The organism is Paenibacillus alkaliterrae, from assembly GCF_021532375.1.
GTDB classification, from domain to species: Bacteria; Bacillota; Bacilli; order Paenibacillales; family Paenibacillaceae; genus Pristimantibacillus; species Pristimantibacillus alkaliterrae.
Genome location: NZ_JAKGAP010000075.1, coordinates 1 through 1,863, shown reverse-complemented (window position 1 = coordinate 1,863; position 1,863 = coordinate 1). Strand labels below are relative to the sequence as shown.

Below are 1,863 nucleotides of genomic sequence, written 5' to 3'. Positions count from 1 at the left end.
GATGAAGAACCGCCACTTGAGCAAAGCGATTGCCGGGCAGAAACTCTATGAGTTCGTCCGGCAGATGAAATACAAGTGTGAGAAGATCGGGGCAAAGTTTTTGCAAGCCGACAAATGGTTCCCTTATCAAAATTGTGTTCGTGCTGCGGGCAAGTTAAAACAAATTTGAAGCTGTCTGACCGCACTTACGAATGCGATTGTGGATTAAAGATTGACCGCGATTTGAACGCGGCGATCAACCTATCGAAATTGGCGATTTGACACGTAAACGTCATCGCCGATATGTAGGATTCGTTGCATCCGAATTTACGCCTGTGGAGTGTTAGACCAAACGCAAGTAGCCTTGGCAAAAGCGGACACGCTGAAGCAGGAAGCAAACAAGGATTTATAGACTTTTATAAGTTCTTGGCAACGGAGTATAAATGTATATAACGCAGCATTTTGCTGCTTGAATGAAAATTTCAGGAGGTGGGATGAATGGCAACAAAGGAGCTGGAGGCCTCTTTGGAGATGATTAAAAAGAACGGCCCGCAACAGGAAGTCGATATAAATAAATGGATCATGAAAATCGGAGACCACGAGAAGCAAACCAAGTACGTCCAGGAAGGCTTTTGGGCTAAGGCAAAACGTTATGCGGCGAAAGTGCCTTTCACTAAGGAGGTCGTAACGCTTTACTATTGTTCAATCGATCCAAAAACACCAATATCGGCAAAGGTTACGGCTGTGGGGGCATTAGCCTATTGGATTTTACCGATTGATCTTATCCCCGATTTTCTGCCTGTAGTTGGATTCGTTGATGATGCAACAGCCGTCTTAATCGCTTACAAGTCCATTAGCGGGCAAATTACGGATGAACATCGCGAGAAAGCGGAGCAATTTTTTGTATTAAACAAAAACGTGAAGTTAATAGATCAGCGTCCCTAGGAGGTGAGCAGGACGACTCCTGCATTACTCTATTGATTTTATGAATATACGCCCACATGACGGACATACTACCGCATGAAAGGAGTGTTGAAGATGGATCGTGCGAAAGAGCCGGCTAACGAACGCCGGCTATCGGACAAGACGGAGATTGAACAAGCAAACATTCGAATGGATCGAGAATTCTACGGAGCTGCGGACATAGATCATCCGGAAGAAACGACGGTTCCGTTCATTAACCGCAATCAGAGCTGATTTCTGCGTAAGCATATAAATACCAAGAAAGGTCCCAATGATATCACGGGACCTTTTTACGGTAAGTTCTCTTCGGTTTTTAATGCCTGTCTTGGTGAGAATGGAATTCAATACATACCGGAAGTGGCTGGAACTTTAGTGATCGTAAAAAAATGGGGATAGTAAATGGATTTTAAATCTTTTTTTATAAAGTGCTTGACCAATTAGGCGAATACATGATATATTCTAATTCCGGTCGAGAGAAACGAGCGGACGGCGAGCGAAACAAACGAAAGAAAAGATTGCTCCTTGAAAACTGAACAACGAGTGAAACTGCCCTTGCAATTCTAACGGATTGTAAGAAAAGCGATAAAAAAGTAATGAGCAAGTCAAACAACCAACATGGAGAGTTTGATCCTGGCTCAGGACGAACGCTGGCGGCGTGCCTAATACATGCAAGTCGAGCGGATTAAGCGTTTCTTCGGAAACGCCTAGTTAGCGGCGGACGGGTGAGTAACACGTAGGTAACCTGCCTGTAAGACTGGGATAACATTCGGAAACGAATGCTAATACCGGATACGCGAATGGATCGCATGATCGATTCGGGAAAGACGGAGCAATCTGTCGCTTACAGATGGACCTGCGGCGCATTAGCTGGTTGGTGAGGTAACGGCTCACCAAGGCGACGATGCGTAGCCGACCTGAGAG

2 protein-coding genes, 1 rRNA gene and 1 pseudogene are annotated in these 1,863 nt (G+C 45.2%); all 4 read left to right on the top strand.

The genetic code is table 11. The annotated features are described in order from the left end of the window. A pseudogene (locus L1N85_RS22760) lies at positions 1-261 on the top strand (zinc ribbon domain-containing protein); the annotation flags it as partial. Between the two features lie 216 nt (positions 262-477). Next, the gene (locus L1N85_RS22755) at positions 478-924 is read left to right on the top strand and encodes a YkvA family protein (protein WP_235241343.1); all 447 of its coding nucleotides are present in this window, start codon (positions 478-480) and stop codon (positions 922-924) included. Between the two features lie 93 nt (positions 925-1,017). Beyond that, positions 1,018-1,176, top strand: a complete 159-nt coding sequence (locus tag L1N85_RS22750) for a hypothetical protein (RefSeq protein WP_235241342.1) — start codon at positions 1,018-1,020, stop codon at positions 1,174-1,176. Positions 1,177-1,554: 378 nt separating this feature from the next. Next, a 16S ribosomal RNA gene (locus L1N85_RS22745) occupies positions 1,555-1,863 on the top strand; the annotation flags it as partial.